We start from the raw sequence: 24,623 nt of genomic DNA on the forward strand, positions 1-24,623 counted from the left end.
TACTATGTCACGTTTTTTTATTAATCGCCCTATTTTTGCATGGGTGCTGGCTATTTTGGTCATGCTCATCGGGGTGATATCGGTCATCAACCTACCGATTGAACAGTATCCACGTATTGCACCGCCAACTATATCGGTGAGTGCAAGCTATCCTGGTGCGAATGCGCAAACCGTTGAAGACTCAGTCGTACAGATCATTGAGCAACGCATGAAAGGGCTTGACGGCCTGATGTATATGTCGTCATCGAGCTCCTCAAATGGTGGTGCCTCTGTTACGCTGACGTTTGAAAACGGTACAGACCCTGATACCGCTCAGGTACAGGTACAAAACAAACTACAAGCGGCAATGAGCTCATTACCTGAATCGGTACAGCGTCAGGGCGTCAACGTTAACAAATCTTCTAGCAGCTTCTTAATGGTACAGGGTTTTATCTCTGAAGATGGGGGTATGGATCGTTCGGATATCGCCGACTATATCAACTCAAACGTCGTTGACCAACTAAGCCGTGTCGAAGGGGTTGGTGAAGTACAGGTGTTTGGTTCTGCTTATGCCATGCGTATCTGGCTAGACCCTGCACGCTTACGTAGCTACAACATGGTGCCATCTGATGTGGTCAATGCAGTGCGAGCGCAAAACGCACAAGTCTCTGCAGGTCAATTAGGTCAAGCACCTGCCGATACTGATCAACAGGTCATCAATGCAACTGTGACTGTACAGAGCTATCTGCAAACCCCCAAAGAATTTAAAGATATTTTGTTAAAAACCGATACTTCAGGCGCACAAGTGCGTTTGGGTGATGTCGCAGATGTTGAAATTGGTAGTGAAAACTATAGTGTTATCTCGCTATATAACGGTCAAGAAGCAGCTGGTTTAGGTATCTCATTAGCGGGTGGTGCTAATGCGTTAGAGACTCGCGAAGCTGTCAGCGCCCGTATGGCAGAGTTAGAGGCCAATTTTCCAGCAGGTCTCACCTCAGTTGTACCTTATGACACCACACCGTTTGTCCGTTTATCTATCGAGCAGGTCGTTCATACGCTTATCGAAGCGATTGTACTAGTATTCATCGTCATGTTTATTTTCTTACAGAACTGGCGTGCTACTATTATTCCTACCCTTGCCGTTCCTGTCGTTCTACTGGGTACCTTTGCAGTATTGTATGTCGCAGGCTTTAGTATTAACGTTCTCACAATGTTTGCAATGGTACTGTCCATTGGTCTTTTGGTCGATGATGCGATCGTCGTCGTGGAGAACGTTGAACGTATTTTGGAAGAAGATCCTGATATTTCTATTAAAGATGCCACCGTTCAATCTATGGGCGAAATCAGTAAGATTGTTATTGGTATTGCCATTATCTTGTCAGCAGTGTTTGTTCCTATGGCCTTCTTTGGCGGTTCAACAGGGGTAATTTATCGACAGTTCTCGATTACCTTAATTACTGCTATGGTATTTTCTGCCCTAGTTGCGCTTATCTTCACTCCAGCGCTATGCGTGACGCTACTAAAGCGTGGTAAAAGTCATGAAAAAGGCAATACTGAAGAGAAAAAAGGCTTTTTTGGTTGGTTTAACCGTGGTTTCTTTAAGCTTAGCCGCAAATATGAAACCTCAGTTGGTAAGAGCTTCCGTTTTAAATGGCTTTACCTAATAGGTTATGCCGCCATCATCGGTATCATGGCTGTTGTATTCTTACGCATTCCAGGCTCATTCTTACCAGAAGAAGACCAAGGTATTATGTTTACCTTGGTTCAGCTACCAGCTGGTTCGACACTGGATGAAACGCAAGATGTACTCGATAAAGTCAGTAACTATTATGATACCCAAGAGGGCGATAATATTGCCTCTGTCTTTACCATCGCAGGCTTTAGTTTTGCTGGTCAAGGACAGAATATGGGACTGGCCTTTGTGCGTTTATCAGACTGGGAGAACCGTTCTGGAGAAGAAAATACCGCACAAGCAGTCGCAGATCGCGCGATGGGGTACTTCTTCACTCAATTAAACGAAGCACAGGTATTTGCGATCGTACCGCCAGCGATTACCGAACTTGGTAATGCCAGTGGTTTTGATTTGATGATTCAAGATACTGGTAACCTTGGACACGAGGGCTTACTTGAAGCACGAAACATGCTGCTCGGTATGGCCGCACAGAACGATCAAGTCGCAGGTGTGCGTCCTAACGGTCAAGAAGATGCACCGCAGCTAAAAGTAAATATCAATCAAGAACAAGCAGCTGCCTATGGTTTATCAATGGGTAGTATCAACAGCGTTATCTCTACCGCTTGGGGCTCAAGCTACATCAATGACTTCGTCGACCGCGGTCGTATCAAACGCGTCTTTGTTCAAGGTGAGCCTAGCAGCCGTACCAACCCTGATGATATCGGTAAATGGTATGTGCGCAACGACATAGGTGATATGATTTCTTTCGATGCGTTCTCTAGCAGCGAATGGCAATCCGGCTCACCGCGTCTGACGCGCTACAACAGCTTGCCATCTATGAACATCCAAGGTAGCGCCGCGCCTGGTCTTAGTACCGGTGAAGCGATGAGCTCAATGGAAGCTATGATGGAAAAACTGCCTGACGGTGTCGGTTACGAATGGACGGGTATGTCACTTGAGGAGCAAAAGTCAGGTGCTCAAGCGCCAATGCTATATGCCCTTTCAATCTTAGTAGTATTCTTATGTTTGGCTGCTTTGTATGAAAGCTGGTCTATCCCCTTCTCTGTACTACTTGTCATTCCTCTTGGGGTATTAGGAGCGGTAATATTTACGTGGCTACGCGGCTTTAACAACGATATTTACTTACAAGTCGGCCTATTAACCGTGGTTGGTCTATCAGCCAAAAACGCCATCTTGATTATTGAGTTTGCCAAAGAACACCAAGAAGAAGGCTATAGTCTAAGAGAGGCCGTCATGACGGCAGCAAGACAACGTCTGCGTCCGATTATCATGACCTCGCTTGCCTTTGGGTTAGGGGTTGTGCCATTATTCATCGCTACAGGTCCTGGTTCTGGTAGCCAAAACGCCATTGGTACTAGTGTGGTTGGCGGGGTTATTACTGCGACATTCTTAGGTATCTTCTTTATTCCTATGTTCTATATTTGGGTGCGTAGTTTGTTCCCGTATAAATATAAGAATAATGGGCCAAATGACGGCGGCGATGATACACCTGATCTACAAAAACCTACTTCTTCTGAGGAATATCAGCCTGCAAGTCTTGGAGATAATACACAATGAGTGTTCAAAAAACCTTTACCTTAAGATCAGCGGCGTTAGTGAGCTTTGCACAACCGCTGCTGTCGCAAACATGCAAAAATAGCGCTCGTCTCTTAAGCCTAACCGCTTTAGCGGTCAGTATGGCAGCTTGTAATACCATTCCAAAAGCTGATACGCGCCCTGTACTCGCTGAGCCTAACATTCCTGTTGGGCAAAGCTATGGCGCGTTTGATCGTGAGACGGTTAGTAGTACTGAGCAGCCAAGCCTTGCCAGTCAGCGCTGGCAAAACTTTTATAGTGATGAGCGTTTAAAAGGACTCATTGCGTTAGGTCTTAACAACAATAAAGACTTTGAAAGTGCTCGTTTGGCCATCGAAAAAGCGCGTGCGCAGTACCGTATTACTGACATCAACGATCTACCAACGATTAATGGTCAGGCGGGTTATTCACGCTCTCGTCAAGGTAGTGAGTTTGGCAATCAAACCAGTGACAGTTACAATGTCGATTTGGGTTTGGCCAGTTATGAGTTGGACTTTTGGGGAAGAATTGATAGCTTAAAAGATCAAGCCTTACAAAACTTCTTAGCAACTGCGGCAGCCAAAGATGCTACCCAGATCAGCCTAGTAAGTAATATTGCTCAAAGCTATGCCAACCTAAGTTATAGTCTGGCTCAATTAAAATTGGCAGAAGCGACGGTAGAGAGCCGTGAGCGATCCTTGTTTATTGCTGATAAACGTTTTGAAGCAGGTATTGACCCCAAACTGCCTTCACTACAATCTTCTGCCGCACTTGAAAATGCCAAGCTTGCAGTTTTACGAGCACAAAGCAGCATTTTGACTTCACGTAACGCCCTACAGTTCTTAGTTGGTACTCCTATTCCAAGCGAGCTTATTCCATCGCCTGCGATCAGCAACATTACCACTCACGAAATATTTAGTGCAGGTCTGCCAAGCGAATTGCTACGTTATCGTCCAGATGTACTACAAGCAGAATACAACCTAAAAGCTGCTGGTGCTAATATAGCGGTAGCACGGGCCGCTTATTTTCCAACGATCAGTCTCGCTAGTAGCGTTGGTGTGCGTAGTGATGGTTTGAGCGACTTGTTCGATAATAGTGCTTTTGGTTGGTCTTTTGGGCCCAATATTAGCGTGCCTATATTTGACGCAGGGCGCTTAGATGCCAACTACGACGTGGCTAAAATCGAGCGCGAGCAGACACTGGCAAGCTACGAGAGATCTATTCAAACAGCTTTTCGTGAAGTGTCTGATGTGCTTGCCACACGTGCCACTTTAGGTGAGCAATTGGCGGCGCAGTATCGTTTACAAGATAATTTTGAACAAACCTATCAGATAGCGGATGCCCGCTTTAAAGCAGGTATTTCAAACTATCTAGATGTGCTTGATGCACAGCGTTCACTGTTCTCAACTCAACAAGGTATCCTAGATTTAGAGCTACAAAAAATCGTTAGCCAAATTGAGCTATACCAAGCGCTTGGTGGCGGTGCTAACCTAGATATACCGACGGCCATTCCTGTACCGCAATATACCAACTTGGCTCAAGTCGCTAACTTACCGGCCAATAGTGCAAAAGCAAAAGCGGCTTACGCTGTCAACGCTGCAGGGTCAGCACGCGTGGCATCTCCACAAGAAGCGCTAGAGATCAAACAAGCTAAGACGCCAGCGACCTCTACTTTTAAGCCTACCGCTATTGTCGATGTCGATAACGATGGTAAAAAAGAGGCAGCAGTCGGTATCGTGACGCAAGAAACCCCTACCGATCAGGCACCCGTAACACAAATTATTGAACCTTAAACAATTACAAGGTATCAAGCGAATAGCTACTCTACAATTAGCCCTGCCGCCTTGGTGGGGCTTTTTGCTTTCGCAGACTACTTTTGGTTATAGTAGTGTCATTATATTAAATAGCTTTTTATACAGACCAACTTTATAAATGGTGACACGCTCATGTGTAACTGATATAGATAAAGCCATATCAAATGAAAAAAGGCTGTTGCAACCATAATTACTGAAAAAATAATAAGGAACGATTATGTCTTATACCTTTAACCGCCAATACCCTGAAACTCGTCTACGCCGTCTACGTTACAATGATAATGTACGGGCAATGATTCGAGAAGTAGAGCTACATCCTAAGCATTTTATCGCGCCAGTATTTGTACTAGAAGGTAAAAACCAGCGTGAAACGATTGCGAGCATGCCGGGGGTTGAGCGCTTATCAGTCGACCTACTTATCAACTATGCAAAAGAATTACTAAGTGAGGGCGTCACGACTGTTGACATCTTCCCTGTCATCGATAACTCGTTAAAAACGCCTGATGGTAAAGCTGCATACGACGAAAATGGTCTTACTGCGCGCGCGGTCAAAGCGCTTAAAGATGCCGTACCCGAAATGGTGGTCATGACGGATGTGGCACTTGACCCTTATACCTCACATGGTCAAGACGGTTTACTCGATGACAGCGGTTATGTCATCAACGATGCAACCATCGAAGTGTTGGTCAAGCAAGCACTCGTCCACGCACGCGCTGGCGCTGATATCATCTCGCCAAGCGATATGATGGATGGCCGTATCAAAGCCATGCGTGATGCTTTTGAGTCCGAGGGTTTTGTGAATACGGCTATCATGGCCTACTCTGCCAAATATGCTTCTGCTTATTACGGGCCTTTCCGTGATGCAGTCGGTAGTGCAGGCAACTTAAAAGGCGGCCACAAAAAACAATACCAAATGGACTTTGGCAATCGCGCAGAAGCGTTACATGAAGTTGCCATGGATATCAATGAAGGCGCCGATATGGTGATGATTAAGCCTGGTCAGCCCTACCTTGATCTGATTCGCGAAGTCAAAAACACCTTTGGTGTACCGACGTTTGCTTATCAAGTCTCAGGCGAATACGCGATGCATATGGCAGCCATTCAAAACGGTTGGCTCAGTGACGCGGTAATATTAGAATCGCTCATTGGCTTTCGCCGTGCCGGTGCCGATGGAATCTTGACTTATTTTGCATTGGAAGCGGCTCGTCAGCTAAATAATGCGTAATCTGCTTATAATTTTTAAAGTTTTTTCGCGTCTACAGCTTTATGTCTGTTGGCGCGATTTTATTACCATGATTGTCGTTTTTTATTATAAGCACGATATGACTATAATCTAAAGATACAAGGCTTTAGCTTCTTAATTATCTTCTGCCCAAAAGTGGCATTTTTACTTTATAATAACCCACCTAATTTTGATGGCGTGTTGACGCTATCCTCTACATTTTATTACAGTTATTGTGCTCGATGTTTCATCACTTTTGCGATGACATATCAGCGCCTACCCTCTTTTTTGCTTTTGCCCTACAGGTTACGTTATGAGTCAACTCAATCCTAGACAACAAGAAGCCATGCTCTATGTATCAGGGCCGCTACTGGTATTGGCAGGCGCAGGCTCAGGCAAGACCTCGGTAATCACGCGCAAAATTGCCTACCTTATTGAAGAGTGCAACATGCCAGCTGAGCGTATCACGGCAGTGACCTTTACCAATAAAGCCGCTCGTGAGATGAAAGCGCGGGTAAGTAAACTGTTGCCTAGTGAAAAGACGCGCGGACTGACGGTCTCAACCTTTCACCAATTTGGCTTGCAGTTTTTGCGTTATGAGCTGATTCATACGCCTCTAAAGGGCAACTTCTCTATAATGGATAGCGATGATAGCAAACGCTTACTGATGGAGCTGATGATGCGCGACAACTTAAGCGGTGCTGAGAGTCGTGAACTGGTCGGAAAGGCTATCAAGATGATTTCAGATTGGAAGAACGATCTGATTGAGCCAGATAAAGCGATGGAGACCTTAGACGATCCAGAGGATATGATATTTGCTACCTTATATGCGCTATACGAGCGTAATTTGCGTGCTTACAATGCCGTTGATTTTGATGACTTAATCGTACTACCGACCAAGATACTGCGTGAAAACAGAGAGCTGCGTGATAAATGGCAAAACCGTATTCGCTATTTACTCGTCGATGAGTATCAAGATACCAATACTGCCCAGTATGAGATGATTAAATATCTGGTTGGACCACAAGGGCGCTTTACCGTCGTGGGTGATGATGACCAATCTATCTACGCATGGCGCGGTGCCAAACCTGAAAACATGGCGTTACTAAAAGAGGACTTTCCTAAGCTCAAAATCGTTATGCTCGAGCAAAACTATCGCTCAACCACGCGTATTTTGACCTCTGCCAACGCCGTCATTACCAACAACGAGCATTTATTTGAAAAAAAGCTATGGTCAGATAAAGGTCATGGTGAGAAGATTCGCATTCTCAATTGTCGCAACGATGACGATGAGTCTGAGCGCGTGGCAAAAGAGATTGTCACGCATAAACTACGCTTTGGTAATGAATGGGAGCAGTATGCTGTCCTGTATCGCAGTAACTTTCAGGCGCGAATGTTAGAAGCGCAGCTGCGTCAGCTGCAAGTGCCATATAAATTGTCTGGTGGTCAATCTTTCTTTGCACGTAGTGAAATCAAAGACATCATGGGCTACTTGCGTCTCATCTTAAACCCCGAAGACGACAGTGCCTTTTTGCGCATTATTAATACGCCCAAGCGCGGGATGGGACCTGCCACGCTTGAGAAGCTCGGTCTATTTGCGCAAGAGCATAGCATCTCCCTACTCGCTTCTTGTACCCATGCAGGTCTTAGCCATGTGCTACCGTCTAAAGCTTATGGCACGATAAAGGAGTTCGGTGAATTTATCGAGCATTATACTCGTGAACTGGATCAACATCCTGACCCTGTACCAATCGTGCGCCAAATGATTGATGAGACCGGCTATATTGACTTTGTCCGTAGCGACGCCAAAACCCCGCAACAAGAAAAAAATCGTATCGATAATATTGATATGCTGTATACCAGTATTCAGTCTTTGATTAACCGCGCTGAAGAAGATGAAGATCGAACGATTGATACCATTATTCGCAAATTAGTACTACTCGATATGCTCGAGCAGCAGCAAGAAGAAGAGAATACGAACAAAGTAAACTTGATGACCTTGCATGCCGCAAAAGGCTTGGAGTTTGATTTTGTCTATATCATGGGACTAGAAGAAGAGATGCTGCCGCACCGCAACTCTATCTTGAGTGAAACGATCGAAGAAGAGCGACGGTTAATGTACGTGGGAATCACCCGTGCGCGCCGTGAGCTGACACTGACACTTGCAACCCAGCGCCGCGCTGGTGGGCAGATGCGTGTGACTTCAGAATCAAGGTTTTTGGATGAGCTGCCTGAAGACCATATTGACTGGCCAGCCAAAGCGAAAAAGAAAAAAGCCACCAAAGATCCAGAAGCAGTCGCTGATGAGTATTTGGCTAATATCCGTGCGTTACTTGGTAATCGCTAAGGCCCGTTTTTATCGTAGGTTAATTGTTTTATTATAAGTAGATCGGTATAAAACCGATACAGTGGGACTGGGATGAATTTTACGCAGCCTCTGTCTGCACAGCCACAGCACGCCAGAAAAATTTATACCAGTTCCGCGTTGACATATAATGTGGCTGTTTTATTTAGAATCGACTATATTAATTTTTGCTTGATGGTTGTTTATTTTTCATCGTTTATTTTTGTTTTTTGGAATGCCTATGCCTGCCCCCACGCCAAGCTCAGAACAACCATTCAAACCGCAGTCAGAATATAATTTGATAGAGTATAACGCTGAACATAAGCTACTCCATCTGCAAGGACTGGTGGCTGACAATGCGTATGCAGCAATTACTGATTTTTTAACACAGCAGTCTGAATACGAAATTGCCAATTTATTAGAATCCTTTCCTAATCAAGACCGGCAGATTATCTGGGCACAGGTTCCTGAACACCTGAGGGGCGAAGTGCTTGCCGAGCTAGAAGTTGATACACGTCAGCCGCTGATGGAGAATATCTCCTCAAAAGAGATCTCTTTATTTACGCAAGATCTTGATGCCCAAGACATCTCAGAAATCTTAGAGACAGTTACCGACACCGTGCGTACTTCGGTAATGGCAACGTTAGACGAAGATATCCGTCTGCAAGTCAATAAACTTGATACCTATGCAGATTGGGAAGTTGGCAGTTATATGGACCCTGATATCATTCAGGTTCAAGATGATGTGAACTTGGCACATGTACAAGAATGGCTACGAGAAAACGATGAGCTACTAGATGACCAAAGCCAAGAGCTGTTGGTCGTTGATCAAGGCCAGCAATTATTGGGTCTACTAAGTCTGGTTGATCTAATCAAGCATGATCAGAGCTCACTGGTCTCAAGCTTTACTGACAACGCTATTACTATCAATGACCGGTTAGACATCCAAGATGCTGCCGCTATTTTTCGTTCAGAAGACATTCGTTTTGCGCCTATTATTAATAGTCATGGCGAGCTGGTTGGACAATTAAACGGCGAAGACATCATGGAAATTATCCAAGATGATGTCGATAGCACAATGAAAAACTTAGCAGGTGTTAGTCAAGATGAGGAGTTATTTGCGCCTATCTTGACCAGTGCCAAAAGCCGCAGTGTCTGGCTAGGCATCAATTTATGTACTGCTCTATTGGCCGCTATCGTCATTGGTCAATTTGAGGCAGTGCTGGCAAAAGTAGTGGCATTAGCGATACTCATGCCAGTCGTGGCTAGTATGGGCGGTATCGCCGGCTCTCAGACGCTGACTGTCGTAATTCGAGGTATGGCCATGGGCCAAATTGGTGGTTCTAACCGTTGGTGGCTTTTTAATAAAGAGTTGTGGGTTGGTGCAATTAATGGACTTATTTGGGCATTTATCATGGCGATTATTGCACAAATGTGGTTTCATGATGGTAAGATTAGTGCAGTGATTGGTTTTGCTATTGCCATCAATATGACGGCTGCCAATGTATCTGGTATTAGTATTCCACTACTGCTCAAGCGCATGAACATTGACCCTGCGCTATCTGCCTCAGTTATTTTGACCACAGTGACCGATATCGTCGGCTTTATGTCCTTTTTAGGACTGGCAAGTGTATTGCTATTATAGTGGTTACTTTTTGCAAGGTATGAGCAAAGATTTGAGTCCAAAACTACAACGTGACAAAGAGTAGTTGTTCTTTATAATCGCTATCTATTTACTAATGGCTATAGCCAGTTCGATATAAAATCGTTACGTAATCTAATTTTATAAGTGAGTGTGTTATGCAAGCTGTACAAGTCAAAGTTCTTAATTCCAAAATTGGTACGCATCCTGATTTTCCTATGCCGACCCGTGCCACAGATGGATCAGCAGGTATCGATTTGCGTGCCTGTCTTGATGAGCCTATGACAATTAAGGCAGGAGCAACGCATCTAGTAGGTACAGGCTTGGCAGTCTATATTCAAGACCCTAACTATGCCGGAATGATACTACCGCGCTCAGGACTCGGTCATAAGCATGGTATTGTACTTGGCAACTTAGTGGGTCTTATCGATGCCGACTATCAAGGGGAGCTGATGGTCAGTGTTTGGAATCGTAGTAGTGACGACTTTGTACTTAATCCTGCTGAGCGTATGGCACAGTACATTGTGGTACCCGTTGCCCGCCCAGAATTTGAAGTGGTAACAGATTTTAGCGATGAAAGTGTTCGCGGTGCAGGTGGCTTTGGACATTCAGGCCGTCATTAAATTTAAAACAACTGCGTTAAAACCTAGATCAGAGTAACATATATATAGCCGCGGTGAACTTAGTAAGTAAGTACGCCATTTATTATAAATAGGGATATGAGGAGTTTATAGTCATGCCGACTTTTGCCGCCCAGCTCCCTCTATTTCGTGCTTATGATATTCGCGGAGCACGCCAGTATTTTACTACTGAATTTATCGCGGCGTTGGGTGAAGTTTTTGCACAGCTATATAAAACACAAGCCAGCCACTCAATAAAAAGTCGTTTTCTAAAAAACCGTTATTCAAAAAGACATGACATACAAAAGCACAATTTAAAAAATCCTAATCTAAAAAACAAACACAATAAAGAAGAATTTTTAGTTCACCCTCATTCTCAAACTTATCGCTCTGTGCCATCAGCTAATGTGGTGGTCATTGGCTATGATGTACGCTGTGATAGCGATACCATAGCGCATATGCTTGCCAATCGTTTAAGTCAACATGGGTTAACGGTTATCCAGCTGGGGCTTATCACAACGCCGATGATGGCATTTTGGGCGCAGCAATATACGGGGCATGGCATTATAGTCACTGCCAGCCACTCTGAAAAAAACACTTTAGGCATAAAATGGTTGGTTAATAACGGCTCTCCTAGTGACGCCGACATTCAAGCTATTTATAAAAGCCTTGCTGATTATCCTGCCAATAAACCCAAAGCGCCATCTTCGAATAATTACTGTACGCAGATACAGGCAACCGATCCTGTTAGCCTACCTACCGATACCGTTGTGTCTACTTACATTGACGCTATCGCGCAAGTGTTTACTCGGATCGAAACGCAAAACTACTCCCCTGACCGCTCTAATGTTACCAATAAACTTGATTTAAAAATCGTTATTGACTGTCTAAATGGAGCAACCAGTAAAATTGCACTGCCTTTATTTGAACGCTTTTGTCAGCAAGTCATTGTGCTAAATGATATTCCTGATGGTAACTTTCCGACAGGCAATCCAGATCCTACTGAGCCTAATCGTCTAGCCGAGCTTCAGCAAACCGTTATTATTAATGAAGCAGATATGGGTCTGGCTTTTGATGGTGATGGTGATAGACTGATGATCGTTGATAACAGTGGTAAGGTTGTAACGCCGGATCATTTATTGTATTTGCTAGCGCGAGTCGCCATTGTAGAGCGTCCCATATCCAATAAAAAGCCCACTGCACCGCAAGTTTTATTTGATGTAAAGTGCTCTCACCATTTACCACGATTACTCAAAAAACTCGACGCAATACCAGTCATGAGTAAAACGGGTAGCAGTTTACTGCGCCAACAGCTTCAATCACATGACAATCGTGCTATTTTTGCTGGCGAGTTATCAGGACATTTTATCTTTAACGACGATTATTTTATTGTTTATGATGATGCTATGTATGCTGGACTACGTCTGCTGCATTGGCTGGCATCAACCGTTATCAAGTCTGATATTACCGCACTATTAGGTAACGATACTCATTCCAATACTCATACGCTACCGCCAGCTTACGATGCATGGGGGGCGCGTAGAAGAGCGACTCTGCCGTATCGACTAACTGATATTACATGGTATCTACCTACGCTTGTCAGTACCGCTGACAACTACCTGCCCTTGCCTAAGAGTGCTACTACTACCTGTTCAATTGTGCATCATTTGGCAGTCCTTTGTCATTATTTACAGCATTTGGTTGAGGATACTCATGACGTCGCGTTGCCACCTTGTCATTGTTTTGATAGCGTGCAACACATAACGCCAGCCCAGGCTGAGCAGCTGTTGCCAAAGGGTACGCTTTTGTCTCGTATCGACGGCGTACGTCTAGATTTTGCGCATGGTTTTGGCGTATTGCGTCAATCAAACACTAGTCATAGTCTTACGGTACGTTTTGCAGGAGATGATTTGGCTGCTATGACAGAGGTGCAAACGCGTTTTATCGCCTTATGTCAAGCTTTTGATACGCAGTTGGCTGAGCAAATTGCGGCTATCTCTGCTGAGTAAAACTCAATAGACATAAGTGCTTTATTTTTAATAATAACGTTACTTGAGAAATAGCGTTTAATACAATACTTTTGCCACTACTGGCACAATAATAAGCTAAAAGTGCATAAACAACTTGCACTTTATTACTGTATTTTAGGAGGGCCTGATGTCGCTTAATTTAGATGATGCCAAAAACACTGCTGAGGTGCTAACCACGGCACTACCTTATATTCAACGCTTTGTCGGTAAGCTTATCGTGGTCAAATACGGCGGTAATGCGATGACCGATCCTGCACTTGAGAGCTCATTTGCACGTGATATCGTACTCCTAAAGACGGTCGGCCTACATCCAGTAGTCGTCCATGGCGGTGGTCCACAAGTCGATAATTTATTGAAAGAGCTTGGTCGACAGTCTGACCGTATTGACGGTATGCGTGTGACAGATAAGCGCACCATGGATATCGTAGAAATGGTACTTGGTGGCAGTGTTAACAAATCTATCGTCAGCCTGATTAATAAACATGGCGGCAGCGCTATTGGCCTGACTGGTAAAGATGCCAATCTTATTCAAGCTAAAAAGCTGCTAGTAGAAAAACCCGGCGCAGACGGCGTTGCGGTACCTGTGGATTTAGGCTACGTCGGTGACGTAGTCAGCGTCAATAAAGACGTGATTAATATGCTCATTGCTTCCAACTTCATTCCAGTCATTGCACCGCTTGGGGTCGATGAAGAAGGCAACACTTATAACATTAATGCGGATCTGGTTGCGGGTAAGGTGGCGGAGTTTTTGCAAGCAGAAAAGCTAATGCTGCTGACCAATATTAAAGGCGTACTAGGCCGTGATGGAAAAGTAGTCACTGGCCTAACACCAAAGAAAGTCGACAGCCTAATCGAAGATGGTACGATTTCAGGTGGCATGATTCCTAAGATTCAATGCGCGCTTGATGCGGTGCGTAGCGGTGTAAAAAGCGCAGTTATCGTCGATGGCCGTGTGCCGCATGCTACGCTATTAGAGATTTTCACCAATGAAGGTGTCGGTACGTTGATTAGTCGCAATTTAGACTCTTCAATGAGCTAACAGGCTGTGACGATCATTCATATAAGAAAGCCCGAACTTATATATTAAGTTCGGGCTTTCTTATAATTGACTACATCAGCATCGTTTATGAAAAAGTCATTTTAAATGCCTCTTCATCAAAGCCGCAAAGCAATATTGGCTGCCCTTTATTTTTGGCTGCCCATTCACCTTCTACGATTGGTCGTTTAATCATGCTGGTATTTTCTATGAGCAAATCAATGGCACTCTCTACATTGGCATTAGCCACTTGTTTTTGCTCATCTGTCAGCTTACGCCACGTGGTTCCGCGCCTGTTTAGTACTTTATCAATACCAAGCTCATCTACCCAGCGCTGTACGCTTTTCTTATCGATGCCTTGCTTTTTATAATCATGAAAATTATAGCTTACATCTAGCTCATCAAGCTTGGTAAAAGCTTTTTTCATGGTGCTACAAGATTTGATACCGTAAATAGTAATGGTCATTGCTTTTCCTTATTAACTTATGTTTTTTTATAATATTTAAATATTGTCACGGGCTGATAATAGTCAAACTTCAATAACCAAATGTACTATTCAAACAGCAAAACGATTGATTAAAGACAATACCATATCATCGCAATTTTTGCCGAATTAGGCTATGCTATGGCATTGGAAAATTTCACCCCATTTATCTGTAATATTCAATTTCGAGCCGACTATGAGCAATACTGTGACATCCGATCAAATACAAAACAATCATTACAATCCGCAAGCGATAGAAACGGCGCAGCAAGCCAAATGGGCAACAGACAAGCGCTTTGAAGTTGGTAATGAGCCAAGCGACAAGCCTGCTCGCTATATGCTCTCGATGTTCCCTTATCCAAGTGGCAAGCTGCATATGGGTCACGTGCGTAACTATACCATCTCTGATGTCTTAAGCCGTTATTATCGTCTTAAAGGTTTCGAGGTCATGCAGCCAATGGGCTGGGATGGTTTTGGCTTGCCAGCTGAAAACGCAGCGATTGCCAATCAAACGCCCCCTGCTGAATGGACGTTTGCCAATATTGACAACATGCGTGCACAGCTCAAACTGCTTGGTTTATCGATTGATTGGTCACGTGAATTTGCTACTTGTAGCCCTGAATATTATCAGTGGGAGCAATGGTTGTTTTTACAGCTATACAAAAAAGGCTTGGTCTACAAAAAGCTTGCGACAGTTAACTGGGATCCGGTCGACAATACTGTATTAGCCAACGAGCAAGTCATTGATGGTAAAGGTTGGCGTAGTGGCGCTGCAGTTGAAAAGCGCGACATCCCCATGTATTACTTTAACATCACTGATTATGCCGATGAGCTGCTTGACGATTTAGACCAGCTAGAAGGTCACTGGCCCTCTGAAGTACTGACTATGCAGCGCAATTGGATTGGTCGTAGTGCTGGTATGGAAGTACACTTCCCTTATGAGCTGGCTGGCGAAACCAATACTTTAGACGTGTTCACTACTCGCCCTGATACTTTGATGGGTGTGACTTATGTGGCAGTCGCGGCCGAGCATCCATTGGCTCAATATGCTGCTGAAAAAGATGACTTCATCGCACAGTTTAATGCGCTATGTAAAAAAGGCTCAGTCGCTGAAGCAGATTTGGCTAAAGCTGAAAAGATCGGTATGGATACTGGCCTTACCGTGACGCATCCATTGACTGGCAAAAAAGTGCCAGTTTGGGTTGCCAACTATGTACTGATGAGCTATGGCTCAGGTGCGGTAATGGCGGTTCCTGCCCATGATGAGCGCGATTACGAGTTTGCAACCAAATACAATCTACCTATCAAACATGTCATCCAGTCTCCTGATGGTTATGCTGAGTCTGTCATCGCTGACGCCAAAGCAGATAGTTCTGAGCCAAACCTTGCTTATACTGAGCGCAACACCCTAGTCAATTCAGATGAATTTGACGGTATGGATTTTGATCAAGCGTTTGAAGCTATGCTTGCCAAGCTTGAACCACAAGAGCTAGCTAAGAAAAAAATCCAATATCGCCTACGTGACTGGGGTGTTTCTCGCCAGCGCTATTGGGGCTGCCCTATCCCAATGGTCAACTGTGAGCATTGCGGCACAGTCCCTGTTGAAGAGCAGGATTTGCCCGTTGTACTGCCAACTGACGTCGTTCCAGACGGCCGCGGTAATCCTTTGAAAAACATGCCAGAGTTTGTGAATACTACTTGTCCTAAGTGTGGCAATCCTGCTGAGCGTGAGACGGATACGTTTGACACCTTTGTTGAGTCAAGTTGGTACTACGCGCGCTTTGCTAGTCCAAACGATGCGCAAAATATGGTCAACAAATCTGCTGCCAATAAATGGCTGCCTGTCGATCAATACATCGGCGGTGTCGAGCATGCGGTTATGCATCTACTTTATGCGCGCTTTTTCCATAAATTGATGCGCGATGAGTCTCTAGTATCAGGTGATGAGCCATTTGCCAATTTAATGACGCAAGGTATGGTACTTGCTGGTACTTTCTACCGCGTCAATGCTGATGGCAGTACCACATATTATTTCACTGAAGATGTTGAGATTGATTACAACGACCGTGGTCAGCCGATTAAAGCAATTTTAAAAACTGACGGACAGCCAGTCACGATTGGTAAAATCGAAAAGATGTCTAAGTCAAAAAATAATGGTGTCGATCCGCAAATCACTATTGATAAGTATGGCGCTGATACGGTGCGTCTATATACGCTATTTACCGCCCCTGCCGATCAAACGCTAGAATGGTCAGATGACGCACTAAAAGGTCCGTATAACTTTGTTAAAAAGGTTTGGCGTATCGCAACCGAGCATATGCAAGCGTTAGCAGCGGCCAATTTGAGCCTTGATACGCTAAACAATGAAGCGCTGCAAACTGACGGCCTAAGTAAAGAAGCGAAAAATTTACGCCGCAAGACGCATGAGACAATTGCTAAGATTGATAGTGACTTGGGTGATCGTTTGGCCTTGAACACTCCAGTATCAAGCCTTATGGAACTTGCAAACGAGCTTGCAAGCTTTAAAGCAACTAATGAGCAAGATCTGCAAGTACAGCATGAGGCTTTGATTGACTTGTTAATTATGTTGTCAGTCTATGCCCCGCACGTCGGTGAGCACTTAATTGAGCAGTTGGGACTCGATACGGTCACGCTAAATTATCCAGCCGTTGACGAAAGCGCACTTGTGCAAGACACGATCACGATGGTGGTGCAAGTCAATGGTAAAATGCGCGGTAAGATGGATGTCGCCCCTAACAGCGATCCTGTGCTGCTAAAAGCGCAGGCAAAAGAGATTGAAGGTGTGGCAAAATTCTTAACTGGTGACATCAAAAAAGAAATCGTTGTCCCTAATAAATTGGTCAATATCGTGGTGGTAGGTTAGATCTTTTAGGCTTGGAGATTTTGATGACCCCAAGCCTTTTTAAAACGTAAGGATAGCGATTATGTCGTATAAGCATCAAGCTGCACAGTCACAACCCAAAAGCGCAAGCGCACAAAAACTAGCGACAGCGTTACTTGCCGCTTTGCCAATGATGACAGTACTTGGTGCCGCGACAGCACTTAGTGGCTGCGGCTTTCAATTACGTGGTTACGATACACCAATGCTATTTGATGTTGCCAAAACAGCAGTGATTGTTGAAGATGATCGCACCTCCTTTCCTTTAAAATTGCCATTAACACTGCGCTTAGAAGCCTTGGGGGTCGATGTCATTGATAACATGACTCTGACCGATGTAGCGAACAACAATCAAAGTACTGATGCTGCACCAATCGCTGCTATTACAGTAAAAAACATACGTTTTAAGCGTTATGAGCTGGTTGGCGTATTAACAGAGATTCGCTTAGTCTTGACAGCAGATGTTAATTATCAAACTGTCGAAAATGGCAAACCTGTGACTTTAACCAATCCAATCCAAGTCGAGCGTAGCTATCAGTATAATGAGGCGTCCGTTAGTACTGATGATCAGCAAGGCGACCAAATCCGCGATTGGCTTTATGATAGCTTAGCACGCCGGATCACAGATCAATATGTGGCCATATCTTTACCTAAGGTTGCTCCTAACTCAGCTCCGATGATTGAAAGCCCAGAGACTACCAACATTGTTGCACCCAACCCTTAGATCGGTAGCTCAAGCTATTATTGTTTACTTTTATACCTTAATTTTTCAACCTTAAAAGGTTATGGCTCAATCCTTATGCAAGACACCTTTATACAAGCCTATCCAAAGCTACTACAACCTACCGTTGCAGTCGCAGGCTTGTGGCTTGCACATGGTGATGAGCCGTTACTGAGTCAATGGCTTATCGATGCCATGCGTCCACACTGGCGCGCACAAAACTACGCGATTAAGCGTATTGAGCTAATATCTGTTAAAAGCTGGCAAGAAGTTTTGTCAGAGCTGGGTAGCCAATCTTTATTCGACGATGCCAGCGCGCTCATCGTGACGGGCAACCATAAACCAGACAAAGCCGTCATCGCTGAGCTAGAACGCTTCGCTCAAGAGGCACAAACAGGAGCGCATAGTCATAGTTTGTTATGGTTAACATCTAAACAAGACAAGCGGTCTCAGAGCAGTAAATGGTTCGCACCGTTTGCTCAATATGGTCACGTTATTGATTGCAATTTATATAATGAACAACAACGTCAGCAGCTATTGCAGATACAAGCACAGCAGTTTGGCTTGAAACTATCGCAAGAAGCGTGGCAACTACTCATGTCCCATACCGAGCATCATCTCTTAAGTGCTTATCAAACGTTATGGCGATTGTCTTATCTGTTCGCACCGCAATTGATGGCAAATAGCGATAAGACTACAGAAAACAACATCTCTAAGCCTGCTACCAACGTCGCCTTAGACGTCAAAGACTTACAAGCTGCCTTAGTCAATGACGCCCAATTTAGCGTGTTTGATCTATCGGATGCAATGCTTGCAGGTAATAGCGCGCAAGTAGCGAAAATCATGTTTCAGCTGAAAGCAACTGATGAGCCAACGACCTTAGTATTATGGGCGATCAGTAAAGACATGCGCCAAATTATGCAACTGATGGATGGACAAGACCCGCAAGCTCTTGGCATTTGGCGTAGCAAACAAGGCTTATATCAGCAGGCGTGCCGCCGCCAAACAAGAGCGCAAATAGCCAAATGGCCTGCCCTATTGTATCGCTGTGACCAAGCGATAAAAGGTCTTGTTCGTCAGCCAGCTTGGGAGCTACTATTACAAGCAGCATTAGAGCTATCAGGGCGCAGGTTGTTCGCTATGCAATAAGTAACAGAAATATATTTCATCTGCTCTTTATAAGTATTATTGTAAAACCAATTACATCAACAATTACGACAGTCATCTTTCTTATTTTTCGACTGATCTTTATATAGCCTACTTCAGATAATCTATCTTCAGCCTCAACTTACCTTCTACACTTTTGTTTTTTTAGAGCAACCTTAACCTTTCGCAAACTAATTATGTTTCCATTTTGCCTATCAAGGCTCTATCATACCTACACTTGTGTTCACTGTGATTGGATTGTTTTTTATGCGCAAAATAAGCAAAAAGTCTGCTATCAAATGGGGCATCATCGTCCTAGTTATCGTGGCATTATCTGCGTTGGCTTATGCTACTTTAAAACCAGAAGAAGAAAAACCTAGCTATCTAACAGCGACTGCAGAAATTGGTGATATTGAAAACAATGTCATGGCCTCAGGCAAAGTTAAAGCGCTGAATACCGTTGACGTCGGTGCACAGGTATCTGGTGAAGTAACACGCCTCTATGTAGAGGTGGGTGATGAAGTACAAGAAGGCGATCTCATTGCTCAGATCGATCAAGTCACGCAAAAAAACAACTTAAGTAATGAGCAAGCAAGCCTTGAGCAAAGTGAAGCGGCCATTCAAAGCGCACAAGCAGAATATTTAAGTCGACAAGCCAGCCTTAAAAGCGCCTATGCCGATCTTGCCAGCCGTCAATCTGAGCTCAAACAAGCACAATCTGATTTTGCTCGCTTACAAGATTTGGTTGCCATTGACGCAATATCACAGCAGGAGTATGACACCCAAGCGACGAGTGTTGAGACAGCAAAAGCTGCCGTTGCCAATGCGCGTGCAGCTATCGATACGGCTAAGGCTGCTATCGCCACCACAGAAGCAAATATCAATAGTCAGCAAGCAGCACTACGCAAATCCCAAACCAACGTCAGTACTGCTGAGGAAGACTTAAGCTATACCACTATTCGCGCGCCCATGTCAGGGACTGTAGTCTCTGTTACTACTGAACAAGGCACTACCGTCAATGCCAATCAAACAGCCCCGACCATCGTTACCTTAGCGGACTTATCGACCGTACGTATCAATGCGCAGATTTCTGAAGCTGATGTAATCAATGTTAAAGCTGGCATGCCAGTCTATTTCAATATCATTGGCAATCCTGATCAAAAGTTTGATTCTATACTCAAGGCCATTGAGCCTGCACCTGAGAACATCAGTGACACCAGCTCAACGGATTCTGCGATTTATTATGTGGGTTACATCGAAGTGCCTAACACGGACCGGCGCTTTCGTATTGACATGACAGCACAGGTTTATATTGTTATCGATCAAGCTAAAGATACCCTACTTGTACCATCAGCAGCCATACAAGAAAGACCCGCAAAAAATACAAGTGAAGGACAAGCCAAAACCAATAAAATTGTACGCGTACTAAGTGATGACGGCACAGTAGAGCCTCGCACAGTAGAAGTAGGCATTGATAACCGAGTAAATGCGCAAATTTTAAGCGGATTAGAAGAAGGTGAGCAAGTCATTATTGGTGAAGGTAGTGCCAATGCTTCAGAAAACCGTGGTGGTGGTACTCGTATACCTGGTGCTACTCCAAGGAGGTAACTCATTCTTTGACTATGTTAAGGATAAAAGGGCTTAAAAATATTAGCCCTTTTATCACGACACTCACTATCTTTGATTAAAGACATTGCTATGACTATATCTCAATCTGCTAAACAGCCGACCGACAGCACTAGCGCTTCGATAGAAACAAACTCACCGAATAATATCAATACTGCAGCTACCGCTGACAAGCCCATTATGGAGCTGTCGGGTATTATTCGAGAGTTTGCTGCCGGCGAGCAAACCATTCGTGTATTGCACGACGTTAATTTAACGATTAATCAAGGTGAAATGGTCGCGATTATCGGGCAATCTGGCTCTGGTAAGTCTACTCTAATGAATATTTTAGGTTGCTTAGATCAGGCGACAGCAGGTGACTATAAGATTTATGGTCAATCAGCAAACAAACTAGAGGCAGATGAGCTGGCTGAGTTACGCCGAGAGCATTTTGGCTTTATCTTTCAGCGCTACCACCTGCTTGGTGACATTAGCGCCAAAGACAACGTCGCCGTCCCTGCCGTATATGCTGGTATGAACACTGAGGCACGAATCAATCGCGCCGAAAAGCTCTTGACCGATCTAGGTCTTGGCGAAAAGGTAAATAATCGTCCTAGCCAGCTCTCAGGCGGCCAACAGCAGCGTGTTTCTGTTGCTCGCGCCCTGATGAATGGTGGCGATGTCATCTTAGCAGATGAACCAACAGGTGCCCTAGATAGTAAATCTGGCGAAGACGTGATGGCCATCTTACATGACCTAAATGCTCAAGGTCATACCATCATCATGGTTACCCATGATCCCAAACTTGCGGCCCAAGCCGAGCGCGTGATTGAACTAAAAGATGGCTACGTTATAGCAGATTATAAAACGGAGCACTACAAACCAACCGAAAAACAGCCAGAACCTATTCTTAGTCAACACCGAAAAAGTGCGTTTGCTAGCTTTATCGATCGCTTTTTTGAAGCATTAAAGATGTCATTACTTGCCATGCGTGCACACAAGATGCGCACCTTGCTGACCATGTTAGGCATTATCATCGGTATCGCTGCAGTTGTGTCTATCGTTGGTCTTGGTCAAGGCTCTCAGCAGCAAATTCTCGCAAATATTAGCTCGCTAGGAACCAATACCATCACCGTCAATGACGGCTACCCTAGAGGCGACCCGCGACGTAAATATAATGATGACAACCTCACACCAGAAGATGCAGAAGCGGTCAGCAGTCAACCGTATGTTATCAATGTGAGCCCTCAAGTCAATACCAGCTCTAGTGTACGCTATCGCAGCGTGCAAGAAGACTCGACCATCAATGGTGTTGGTGAGCATTACCTAGAGGTCACTGGTGAGACGCTGGCATTAGGTCAAGGTTTCGATTCGCAAAGTATCGACCTTCGCAGTCAAGATATTATTATCGATGACAATGCTAAAAGTGCTTTTTTTGCAGATATAGATAACCCTATCGGCGAAGTCATACTCATCGGTAGTGTGCCTGGACGCGTGGTTGGCGTCCTTGAGGCAAGCGACAGTGGCTTTGGGCCAAGTAGCACGACACCCGCCATATATATGCCTTATACCACTGTGATGTCACGTATAACTGGTAGTGCAAATATTGATAGTTTTATAGCACTGTTAGATGATAGTGTCTCATCTAGTGTAGCTGAGTCGGCTATCTCCGACATAATAGAAGGTCGCCATGGTACAGATGATTTTAATATTATTAACTCAGACTCTATTCGTCAGACCATTGAATCGACCACAGGTACGATGACACTGCTCATCTCATCGGTTGCTGTTATCTCATTGATCGTTGGTGGTATTGGTGTGATGAATATTATGCTAGTATCGGTCACGGAACGCACTAATGAAATTGGTGTACGTATGGCTGTTGGAGCTCGTCAAAACGATATCATGCAGCAGTTTTTGATAGAAGCCGTACTCGTCTGTATTTTGGGCGGCTTATTAGGTATTGGGTTAGCGTTTGCTATCGGTGAATTAATCAATAATGTAGGCGGTGATAGTTTTAAAGTTATTTACTCACCAACGTCTATCATTGCAGCTTTTGTTTGCTCGACGCTTATCGGGGTCGTCTTTGGTTTCTTACCTGCTCGCAATGCAGCTAAACTGGACCCTGTTGAAGCACTTTCTAGAGATTAGCGGCAGATGATCGATGTAATCTGTCAAAATATACGCTACGTAAAATAGAGAGAATGAAAAAACGTTAAAGAAATAGAAGAATTTACACAAGATTTGGACTTTTTTTATAAAGCGGGGTTGTAATTGTCACAATAATATATATAATGTGCTCTCACGTTTAGGGATACAAAATTTCTGAACGAGAAGCCAAGCTTAATGCCTCTTTTAATATTGATAACTTGATATATAAAGAAGTTAAGCTTTTAGAATTTCCCTTTTAGGAAATTCTCTTGCATACAGTCAGATACATTGATTATATGCATAAGTATTAGAAAATCCTATTTAAAGGATTTCCTCTTGCGAAGCTAAAAAAGCAATACTTTTTTTATACGCTTCTCAGGGCCGATAGCTCAGTTGGTAGAGCAGTTGACTTTTAATCAATTGGTCCCGCGTTCGAGTCGCGGTCGGCCCACCATATTTAGTTTGACGCTTGTTTATCGTTCTACCCTATCCGGTAGTTGGTTAATAAGTAAAAAGATACCTCTAAGGTATTAAGTTTTATGTAATTTCCCTTTAAGGAAATTATTCTTGCATACAGTCAGATACATTGATTATATGCATAAGTATTAGAAAATCCTATTTAAAGGATTTTCTCTTGCGAAGCTAAAAAAGCAGTGCTTTTTTATACGCTTCTCAGGGCCGATAGCTCAGTTGGTAGAGCAGTTGACTTTTAATCAATTGGTCCCGCGTTCGAGTCGCGGTCGGCCCACCATATTTGAAAAGCCCTATCACTATACAATATAGTGATAGGGCTTTTTTTCGTTTGTTATCTCTTAACGTTTATTCATTCTTTAACGCTTAGTATTGCGATCGCGCTTAAAGAAATTAAAACCAGCATCTTTTCGCCATAGCAGTTTATGTTTAATCGTATCTTTCACCGTACGCGGCTCCTTAGGAGCTTGAGCAATCAACATATCAAAAGTTGCTCCATCTATAGGCAGCTGACGCCCATGTGCCATCATGACTATTGAAGGCTTTAGATCCTTTATCTGTTGCAAAGATTGAATGTAGATTTTAGGATCATAAATAGGAAAAGGCACTACAAACTTATGACGCAGTTTGATAATTAAGTCTGCTGTATATACTTGCCGGCTTGGTATATGAAATAGTGATAAATCTCTATCTGTATGCCCTGGCGTCTCAATGACCTGCCATTCCTCAAAATACGGTATATGGTCTTTACCTTTGACGGTGATATCGGGTTTAAGATGAGCTGGATAATACAAATTCCTAGGTGGACGTCCTTGCCGCTTAGCGACGTATTGAGCAAGGCTCATATCCACAACATGCATGGTACGGCCAGCGATACCTTTATACCATTGATTATCTTTGTCCGCAGATACAATCATGCAACCTGTCGCTTCTCTGAATTTGTGCGCGCCACCGGCATGATCTGGATGCATATGAGTGACCACAACAACTTTTAGATCCGTTATCGGTCGTTGCAGCGTCGTCATAATATAGTCGAGTACCAGCGCTACGTCAGGTCGACACCCTCCATCTAATAACATAATCTTGTCCGGATATACCGCAAGATATATACTTTGAATATACCCTTCTAAACGCATGATTTCACATAAGCTCATTTGGATTCCCTACCTCATTATTCATTCTTATCGCGAGGCTTCCTTTCAATGTCAACAA

The 24,623-nt window shown here is 44.0% G+C and carries 15 protein-coding genes and 2 tRNA genes; 15 read left to right on the top strand and 2 right to left on the bottom strand.

Annotation, left to right across the window (positions count from 1 at the left end; genetic code table 11):
• Positions 1 to 4 precede the first annotated feature (4 nt).
• From ACS8FC_RS08090 to argB, 8 genes are all read left to right on the top strand, one after another.
• Positions 5 to 3,229, top strand: a complete 3,225-nt coding sequence (locus ACS8FC_RS08090; protein ID WP_439261244.1) for an efflux RND transporter permease subunit — start codon at positions 5 to 7, stop codon at positions 3,227 to 3,229.
• Complete coding sequence (locus ACS8FC_RS08095) at positions 3,226 to 5,019, top strand: efflux transporter outer membrane subunit (protein ID WP_439296420.1); 1,794 nt, start codon at positions 3,226 to 3,228, stop codon at positions 5,017 to 5,019. Before ACS8FC_RS08090 ends, ACS8FC_RS08095 begins: the two co-directional genes overlap by 4 nt.
• Before the next feature lie 238 nt (positions 5,020 to 5,257).
• Positions 5,258 to 6,265 (top strand): porphobilinogen synthase, encoded by a 1,008-nt coding sequence (gene hemB / locus ACS8FC_RS08100; protein ID WP_439261247.1) that lies wholly within the window; start codon positions 5,258 to 5,260, stop codon positions 6,263 to 6,265.
• A 310-nt stretch (positions 6,266 to 6,575) separates the two neighbouring features.
• Positions 6,576 to 8,609 (top strand): UvrD-helicase domain-containing protein, encoded by a 2,034-nt coding sequence (locus ACS8FC_RS08105; protein ID WP_439261249.1) that lies wholly within the window; start codon positions 6,576 to 6,578, stop codon positions 8,607 to 8,609.
• Between the two features lie 238 nt (positions 8,610 to 8,847).
• Complete coding sequence (locus tag ACS8FC_RS08110; protein ID WP_439296421.1) at positions 8,848 to 10,251, top strand: magnesium transporter; 1,404 nt, start codon at positions 8,848 to 8,850, stop codon at positions 10,249 to 10,251.
• Between the two features lie 155 nt (positions 10,252 to 10,406).
• On the top strand, positions 10,407 to 10,871 hold the full coding sequence (gene dut, locus ACS8FC_RS08115) for a dUTP diphosphatase (RefSeq protein WP_439261253.1): 465 nt from the start codon (positions 10,407 to 10,409) through the stop codon (positions 10,869 to 10,871).
• A 113-nt stretch (positions 10,872 to 10,984) separates the two neighbouring features.
• Positions 10,985 to 12,877 (top strand): phosphohexomutase domain-containing protein, encoded by a 1,893-nt coding sequence (locus tag ACS8FC_RS08120; RefSeq protein ID WP_439296422.1) that lies wholly within the window; start codon positions 10,985 to 10,987, stop codon positions 12,875 to 12,877.
• Positions 12,878 to 13,025: 148 nt separating this feature from the next.
• Complete coding sequence (gene argB, locus ACS8FC_RS08125) at positions 13,026 to 13,937, top strand: acetylglutamate kinase (protein WP_439296423.1); 912 nt, start codon at positions 13,026 to 13,028, stop codon at positions 13,935 to 13,937.
• 85 nt (positions 13,938 to 14,022) lie between these two features.
• Here the strand turns inward: argB and ACS8FC_RS08130 are convergent, their stop codons facing one another.
• Positions 14,023 to 14,400: a Spx/MgsR family RNA polymerase-binding regulatory protein gene (locus ACS8FC_RS08130; protein ID WP_439296424.1), complete on the bottom strand. Its 378-nt coding sequence runs from the start codon at positions 14,398 to 14,400 to the stop codon at positions 14,023 to 14,025.
• Positions 14,401 to 14,614: 214 nt separating this feature from the next.
• Here ACS8FC_RS08130 and leuS point away from each other — a divergent pair, with 214 nt between their 5' ends.
• The 7 genes from leuS (at position 14,615) to ACS8FC_RS08165 (ending at position 23,691) form a co-directional block, all read left to right on the top strand.
• Positions 14,615 to 17,302: a leucine--tRNA ligase gene (gene leuS, locus ACS8FC_RS08135; RefSeq protein ID WP_439296425.1), complete on the top strand. Its 2,688-nt coding sequence runs from the start codon at positions 14,615 to 14,617 to the stop codon at positions 17,300 to 17,302.
• A 61-nt stretch (positions 17,303 to 17,363) separates the two neighbouring features.
• Entirely contained in the window at positions 17,364 to 18,041 is a 678-nt protein-coding gene (locus ACS8FC_RS08140; protein WP_439296426.1) for an LPS-assembly lipoprotein LptE, read from the top strand.
• A 75-nt stretch (positions 18,042 to 18,116) separates the two neighbouring features.
• Entirely contained in the window at positions 18,117 to 19,187 is a 1,071-nt protein-coding gene (gene holA / locus ACS8FC_RS08145; RefSeq protein WP_439296427.1) for a DNA polymerase III subunit delta, read from the top strand.
• 264 nt (positions 19,188 to 19,451) lie between these two features.
• Positions 19,452 to 20,792 carry an efflux RND transporter periplasmic adaptor subunit gene (locus ACS8FC_RS08150; RefSeq protein ID WP_439296428.1) on the top strand — a complete coding sequence of 447 codons (1,341 nt, stop codon included), beginning with the start codon at positions 19,452 to 19,454 and terminating at the stop codon, positions 20,790 to 20,792.
• Between the two features lie 198 nt (positions 20,793 to 20,990).
• Positions 20,991 to 22,940: a MacB family efflux pump subunit gene (locus ACS8FC_RS08155; RefSeq protein ID WP_439296441.1), complete on the top strand. Its 1,950-nt coding sequence runs from the start codon at positions 20,991 to 20,993 to the stop codon at positions 22,938 to 22,940.
• A gap of 378 nt (positions 22,941 to 23,318) precedes the next feature.
• Positions 23,319 to 23,394 (top strand) — tRNA-Lys (locus ACS8FC_RS08160).
• A 221-nt stretch (positions 23,395 to 23,615) separates the two neighbouring features.
• Positions 23,616 to 23,691, top strand: a tRNA-Lys gene (locus tag ACS8FC_RS08165).
• A 79-nt stretch (positions 23,692 to 23,770) separates the two neighbouring features.
• Here the strand turns inward: ACS8FC_RS08165 and ACS8FC_RS08170 are convergent.
• Positions 23,771 to 24,565, bottom strand: a complete 795-nt coding sequence (locus tag ACS8FC_RS08170) for an MBL fold metallo-hydrolase (protein WP_439296429.1) — start codon at positions 24,563 to 24,565, stop codon at positions 23,771 to 23,773.
• Between the last annotated feature and the right edge of the window lie 58 nt (positions 24,566 to 24,623).

The sequence above is a fragment of the Psychrobacter sp. 1Y4 genome (genome assembly GCF_051847555.1).